This is a genomic window from Streptomyces sp. NPDC034111, assembly GCF_055575375.1.
The window spans coordinates 222,773-229,069 of sequence record NZ_JBVIST010000010.1 but is presented as its reverse complement, the minus strand read 5'-3'; the positions used below and the strand labels follow the sequence as shown (position 1 = coordinate 229,069).

7 protein-coding genes and 1 pseudogene are annotated in these 6,297 nt (G+C 71.7%); 6 read left to right on the top strand and 2 right to left on the bottom strand.

All coding sequences use genetic code 11. The features are described from left to right. From ACZ55A_RS23430 to ACZ55A_RS23405, 6 genes and pseudogenes are all read left to right on the top strand, one after another. A pseudogene (locus ACZ55A_RS23430) lies at positions 1–95 on the top strand (2-hydroxy-3-oxopropionate reductase); the annotation flags it as partial. A 513-nt stretch (positions 96–608) separates the two neighbouring features. Further along, entirely contained in the window at positions 609–836 is a 228-nt protein-coding gene (locus ACZ55A_RS23425; RefSeq protein ID WP_468843206.1) for a hypothetical protein, read from the top strand. 150 nt (positions 837–986) lie between these two features. Continuing rightward, complete coding sequence (locus ACZ55A_RS23420; protein ID WP_468843203.1) at positions 987–1,157, top strand: hypothetical protein; 171 nt, start codon at positions 987–989, stop codon at positions 1,155–1,157. A 260-nt stretch (positions 1,158–1,417) separates the two neighbouring features. Beyond that, positions 1,418–2,932: an AlkA N-terminal domain-containing protein gene (locus ACZ55A_RS23415; protein WP_468843200.1), complete on the top strand. Its 1,515-nt coding sequence runs from the start codon at positions 1,418–1,420 to the stop codon at positions 2,930–2,932. Positions 2,933–2,984: 52 nt separating this feature from the next. Further along, positions 2,985–3,533 (top strand): methylated-DNA--[protein]-cysteine S-methyltransferase, encoded by a 549-nt coding sequence (locus tag ACZ55A_RS23410; protein WP_468843197.1) that lies wholly within the window; start codon positions 2,985–2,987, stop codon positions 3,531–3,533. Further along, complete coding sequence (locus ACZ55A_RS23405; RefSeq protein ID WP_468843194.1) at positions 3,530–4,297, top strand: 2OG-Fe(II) oxygenase; 768 nt, start codon at positions 3,530–3,532, stop codon at positions 4,295–4,297. The genes ACZ55A_RS23410 and ACZ55A_RS23405 overlap by 4 nt, the downstream gene beginning before the upstream one ends. Before the next feature lie 44 nt (positions 4,298–4,341). On the opposite strand, the gene ACZ55A_RS23400 is transcribed toward ACZ55A_RS23405, so the two are convergent. Beyond that, positions 4,342–5,106 carry an SDR family oxidoreductase gene (locus ACZ55A_RS23400; protein WP_468843191.1) on the bottom strand — a complete coding sequence of 255 codons (765 nt, stop codon included), beginning with the start codon at positions 5,104–5,106 and terminating at the stop codon, positions 4,342–4,344. 98 nt (positions 5,107–5,204) lie between these two features. Further along, positions 5,205–6,188 (bottom strand): ScbA/BarX family gamma-butyrolactone biosynthesis protein, encoded by a 984-nt coding sequence (locus ACZ55A_RS23395; protein ID WP_468843189.1) that lies wholly within the window; start codon positions 6,186–6,188, stop codon positions 5,205–5,207. Positions 6,189–6,297: the final 109 nt, after the last annotated feature.

Below are 6,297 nucleotides of genomic sequence, written 5' to 3'. Positions count from 1 at the left end.
TCGCCTCCCTCCGCGCCCAAGGCGACGGCGGCCTGGACCACTCCGCCCTCCTGCGCGGCGTCGAACGCCTCTCCGGACACACCACCGAAAACTGAACAGGTGCGGGGGAGTTCCTCGCGACCGCTCCGGTACGGCCGGCGCCGCGACTGCCGCACTGCGGTCGCGGCGCCGGTGCGCTGTGGGCCGTTGCCCGCCGGTCGTCCGCCGGTCCTCCACCCTCGTCTGCCGTTGCCCGGCATTTCCGGTCATCGCGAGGGTCAACGTGACGATCATCACGCGCTCTTCACGGAACGGGCACCCGCTGTTTACCGTTCAAGGGGATGTGAGAGCTAGTGAAGGCTTTCCACCGAGCCGCCCCGGCCAGTTCCCCCCGTCTGGCCGGGGCTTCCTTGTGTCTGAACTTGTGCCTGAATGGCCTGCCGTTCCCAACTGACCGCTGTGAGATGCCGGCCGGGGATCGGCCAGACAGCCGGGGATCGGCCAGCGCCTCCCGCCCGCCTGCGGCCGCCGCGTGACGACCCACGTCGTACGGCGTTCCCCGGCCAAGGACTGACGCCGGTGGCCGCTGCCGACGTGCGCGACCGCGGCGCCCGGCGCACGCTGGAGGCATGTCCGAGCATCCGCCTGTCATCGTGCATCCGCCGACGCCATCGGGTGGCCGACGGGTGACCGTACGTGGGCAGATCGTCGGTCTGGCGCACGGCCGCGGCGATGTTGCCGAATTCCTCCGCCGCGCGGGAGTCGCCGGCCCGGCCGAGGACATCCAGCTCGACGATCCCCGCCTCGTCGAGTGGCGGGGTGGCTCGCTGAACGACTGGCCGATGCCACCGGCGTGAGATATCCGCTGTCTGCCGGGGTCGCTGACCGCTGTCGGGGGGCGCTGACCGCGATGTCAGAGGGAGCAGGTATCAATGGAGGCAGGTCGCGGCAGCGGGCCGAGGCCGATGTGTGGAGGTGGCGAGGATGGCGGGGACCGGGGGCCGGGCATGAGCGACGGCACGGATTCCAATAACGGTGACGGCGACTACGGCGCCTGGGGGGCGACGAGGAGCGGGCGGTCCGGGTACCCGACGCGGAGCGTCCTGAGCCGAGCGATGCGCTGGGAGACCCTGGTCCTGGTGGTGATCCTGGTGGTGCTCGCGGCAGCGATGTCGTGACGCGGACGTTCCGGCGCGGACGTCCCGGCGCGGACGTTTCGGCGCAGGGTCGCGGCGTGGACGTCCTGACGCACATGGCGTGAAGCCCCGTGTCCCAAAGGGGGGTTGGGTCGCCGAACTCCGACGGGGTGCCTGGCGAGAGCCCGGCCAAGGGGCGGCGACGGCGCGGCGGGAGGGACGTCCGGCATACGGAAGTGTGCCGCAACGTGCCGTCCGATTTCCGCCAGCGTGGCCCCCGGACCTGCTGCACAGTGGACCCTGTGAGGAACGAGGACAGCAGGTACGAGGCGGTGCGCAGCCGGGACGCGAGGTTCGACGGTGCGTTCTTCTTCGCCGTGTCCACGACGGGGATCTACTGCCGGCCGAGTTGCCCCGCCACCACGCCCCGGCGCCGTAACGTCACCTTCTTCCCGACCTCGGCGGCAGCCCAGGGCTCCGGGTTCCGGGCCTGCCGGCGCTGCCGGCCCGACGCGGTGCCCGGTTCCGCCGAGTGGAATGCCCGTGCCGATGTCGTCGGCCGTGCGATGCGGCTGATCGGCGACGGTGTGGTCGACCGGGAAGGGGTCTCGGGGCTGGCCGCACGGCTCGGCTACAGCGCGCGGCAGGTGCAGCGCCAACTGAACGCCGAGCTCGGCGCCGGGCCCGTCGCACTGGCCCGGGCGCAGCGCGCCCACACCGCCCGGGTCCTGTTGCAGACCACCGGGCTGCCGGCGGCCGAGGTGGCCTTCGCGGCCGGTTTCGCGAGCGTGCGGCAGTTCAACGACACCATCAAGGAGATCTACGCGCTCACGCCGAGCGAGCTGCGGGCCGCCCGGCCCGGGAAGGGCACCCGATACGGCCCGGTCGCCTCGCACGCCACATCCGGGGTGCTGCCGCTCCGGCTGGCCTACCGCGGCCCGTACGCCGCGCAGGAGGTCTTCGATCACCTTCAGCGGCACGCGATCACCGGTGTCGAGGACGTGACCGGTGCGCCCGGTGCCCGTACGTACCGGCGGACCTTGCGGCTGCCGGACGGGCCCGGAGTCGTCGAGGTCGACGAGGCGCCCGGCGCGGGCTGGCTGGAGTGCCGGCTGCACCTCACCGAGCTGCGCGATCTGACCACCGCCGGCCAGCGGGTGCGGCGGCTCTTCGATCTGGACGCCGATCCGTACGCGGTGGCCGAACGGCTCGGCGCGGACCCGGTCCTGGCGCGGCTGGTGGCAGCGTGCCCCGGGCTGCGCTCGCCGGGCGCCGCCGACCCGCAGGAGCTCGCGCTCCGTGCCGTACTGGGCCGGCAGATGACGGTCGCCGCCGGCCGTACGCTCGGTGGCGCGCTGGTCGCCGCCTACGGCGAGCCGCTGCCGCAGCCCGCCGGGGCGCTCACCCACCTCTTTCCCCGCGCCGAGGACCTGGCGGAGGCCTCGTTCACCGAACTCGGCCTGCCCGCGCCGCGGAGCACCACCCTGCGCACCCTCAGCACCGCGCTCGCCGACGGCACCGTCACCCTGGACGCCGGCGCCGACCGCGACGAGGCCGAACGCCGGCTCCTGGACCTGCGTGGCATCGGCCCGTGGACCGCCGGCCATATCCGGATGCGCGCGCTGGGCGACCCGGATGTGCTGCTGTCCGGCGATGCCGCCGTACTGGCGGGCATGCGCCGGGCCGGGGCGTCGACGGCCGGCCTGCGGGCCCATGCGCAGAGCTGGCGTCCCTGGCGGTCGTACGCGATGCACCACTTCTGGAACGCGCCGGCCGCCCCCGGGCGGCCACCCGCCCGTCCCTCTCGGCGCGGCTGACTCCGCGCCCCCACAGACCACACCCCCACCACTCCACGGAAAGAACACGGCCATGACGCTCTACACCACACTCGACAGCCCGCTGGGTGAACTCCTGCTGGTGGGCGAGGAATCGGCCACCGCACCGGGCGGCACCGCGCTCACCTCGCTGTCCGTACCGGGCCAGAAGGGCGGGGCGACCGTTCAGGACGGCTGGCGGAAGGCACCCGAGGCCTTCGCCGAGATCGCCCGCCAGCTGCGCGCCTACTTCGACGGGACGTTGACCCGCTTCGGCATCGAGTACACCGACAATGCCGAGGGCGCGGACCGCGCCGGCGTCGGGGGAAGCGACTTCCGACGGCGCGTATGGCGGGCGCTGGAGTCGATTCCGTACGGGACGACAACCACGTACGGGCGGATCGCTGCCGACATCGGAGCGGCGCCGGGCGCGGTGCGGGCCGTCGGAACGGCGATCGGCGCCAATCCACTGCTCATCGTCCGGCCCTGCCACCGGGTGATCGCCGCGAACGGATCCCTCTCGGGCTACGCCGGCGGACCGGAACGCAAGCGGCAGCTCCTCGGCCTGGAGGGCGCCCCCGTACGGGACGGGGACAGGCCATGACCACCACGACCGCCGAGCGCCCGCCCGACAGGCGCACGGGCCCACGCCCCTCCCGCCCCGCCGCGCTCGCCGAGCGCGTCGCGGCGGCCGACTGGCCGGCGCTCGGCCGGGAACTCGACGCGCTGGGCTGTGCGTTGACCCCCCGTCTGCTCACCCCCGCCGACTGCCGTGCGCTCATCGACCTCTACGACGAGCCCGATCGTTTCCGGTCGACCATCGACATGGCACGGCACCGCTTCGGCTCGGGCCAGTACCGCTACTTCGCCGACCCGCTGCCCGGACCCGTCCAGGCCCTGCGCGAGGCCTTCTACCCGTATCTGCTGACGATCGCCCGTGACTGGGCGGGCCGGCTCGGCAGACCGGCGCCCTGGCCGGACACCCTGGACGCCTGGCTCGACATGTGCCACACAGCCGGGCAGACCAAGTCCGCCCAGATCCTGCTGCGTTACGGCGAGGGCGACTGGAACGCGCTGCACCGCGACCTCTTCGGCGAGCGGGTCTTCCCCCTCCAGGTCGTCATCGGCCTGGACGCACAGGGCACGGACTACACGGGTGGTGAGTTCCTGCTCGTCGAGCAGCGGCCGCGCGCCCAGTCGCGCGGCACCGCCACCGTCCTGCCCCAGGGCCACGGGCTGGTCTTCACCACCCGCGACCGCCCCGTCCGCTCCGCCCGGGGCTGGTCGGCAGGGCCGGTGCGGCACGGCGTGAGCGCCGTACGCTCGGGCCGGCGGCACTCCTTGGGCCTGGTCTTCCACGACGCCTGACGACGCCGGCCTTCGCCCCGAGCAGGTGGACGGGCACGGCGGGTTCAGAGCGTGGAGCCGCCAGTGACGTCGATGCGCTGGCCGGTGATCCAGCGGGAGTCGTCCGAGGCGAGGAACGCGGCGACATCGGCGATGTCCGCGGGCTGCCCGATGCGATTGAAGACGGAGTAGGACGCCAGCGCCGCCCGCCCCTCGGGCGTCGCCGTCCGCGCCGCGGTCACATGCGTATCGACCCAGCCGGGGGCGAGGGTGTTCACCGTGATCCCGCGCTCGCCGAGGTCCTTGGCAAGGGTGAGTGTGAGGGTGTCCAGTCCGCCCTTGGAGACGCTGTAGGCGATGGACGACGGGTGCGCCGTAGTCGTCACCGCCGACGAGATGTTGATGATGCGTCCGCCGTCCCGCATACGGCGCAGGCCGTGCTGGACGATGAAGAACGGCGCCTTGATGTTGACCGCGATCGTGCGGTCGAACTCCTCTTCCGTGGCCTCGCCGATGCGCCCGGAGAACCTGGTCGCCGCGTTGTTGACGAGGATGTCGAGACCGGGTTCGGCGCCGTACGCAGCGAGTTCGGCGTCGAACGCCGCGAAGAGGGCTTCCGCATCACCGGGAACACCCAGTTCAGTACCGACTATGAAGGCCTGGCCCCCGGCGCTGGTGATGTTTTCGGCCGTTTCTTTGGCCGCGATGTCATTGGTCCCGTAGTGGACGGCGACCAGCGCACCGTCCTGAGCCAGGCGCTGGGCGATGCCCCTGCCGATTCCCCGGCTGGAACCCGTTACCAGCGCGGTCTTTCCGTTGAGGTCACCCATGGGTTCGGCCTTCCGTGTACGTGTCGGCGGGCAGGTCGCCGGTTGCCGTCGAGTGCGGTGGGGAGCGCGAGGGAGCGTGCGGCGCGTGAGGTGTGCGCTCAGCCGCGCGCGTCCAGCGCCGTGAGGGTGGAGACGAAAACGGGCTTGCCGTCCTGTGAGCCGGTGACCTGGACGGTGGTGGTACACGGCACTGCCGACGGGACGCGGATGGCCTCGATCATGCAGGGGATGCCGTGCTCGGCGTAGCGGTGGAACTCGGTGCCGAAGGCGTACGGCACAAAGCTGTCCGGCGCGGTCAGCGCGTGAGCGGCCTGCTGCGCCGCATCGAGCAGCACCATGCCCGGAACATGATCGTTCGCCGGATTGACGACCGCCGCATGGCCGGGGGCGATGCGCAGCAGCCAGCGGTCGGGCCGGTCGGTGGGGGAGAGCAGGACGTCCTGGTCGGTGGCGCTGCCGGTCAGCCGGGGCGGGACGGACGTCGGGAGCGGGCCGAGGGCACGGCGTGCGGTCAGCCGTTCACCGCGGATCCGGCGGTAGACGGCGGGCGAGGTGACGGTGACATGGGAGTGGCCGGTCGCCACGATCCGGCCGCCTCCGCGGATGGTCATGTCGAAGCGGCCGCTGATCAGCGTGCCGGCCCGCATCCGCATCTTGCTACAGGCGACGTCGATCGTCAGCGGTGTGGGTCCGTTGCCGGAGTCGAGAGGGCCGGGGTGATCGGTGTAGACGAGGTCCCCGAGGATGAAGTGGTGGCCGACCGGGACACCGAGTTCGGTGTGGGAGAGCAGCAGCCCGGCCTGGCGGATGGTTTCGCCAACGAGGATGGGGTGGTGACGGCCACGACCGGGGGTGAAATATCCATGATCGTGGGGCCACCGGGCGGTGACGGAGAAGTGGGAGTCGTTCAGTCTGCGCCATGACGTGACCAGAATGTCGTCAACGATGGGACGGTGGACGTATTCGCAGGGAACATGGCTGCTGGGGAGCGGTCGCGAGGTGGCGCGCTGGTCGGGGTTCAGGTGCAACCGATGTGGGGCGCTGTGCTGAACTGTGTCGCTGACGTGCAACGCATCGCTCATGACTGCCCCCAGGCATCTCTACGGGATGATGTCCATCGCTGTTAAGATACGTACCATCCGGTTTTATTTTCAATGCCGGGCCGATGGAAAAGGGAAATACGCTGATGGG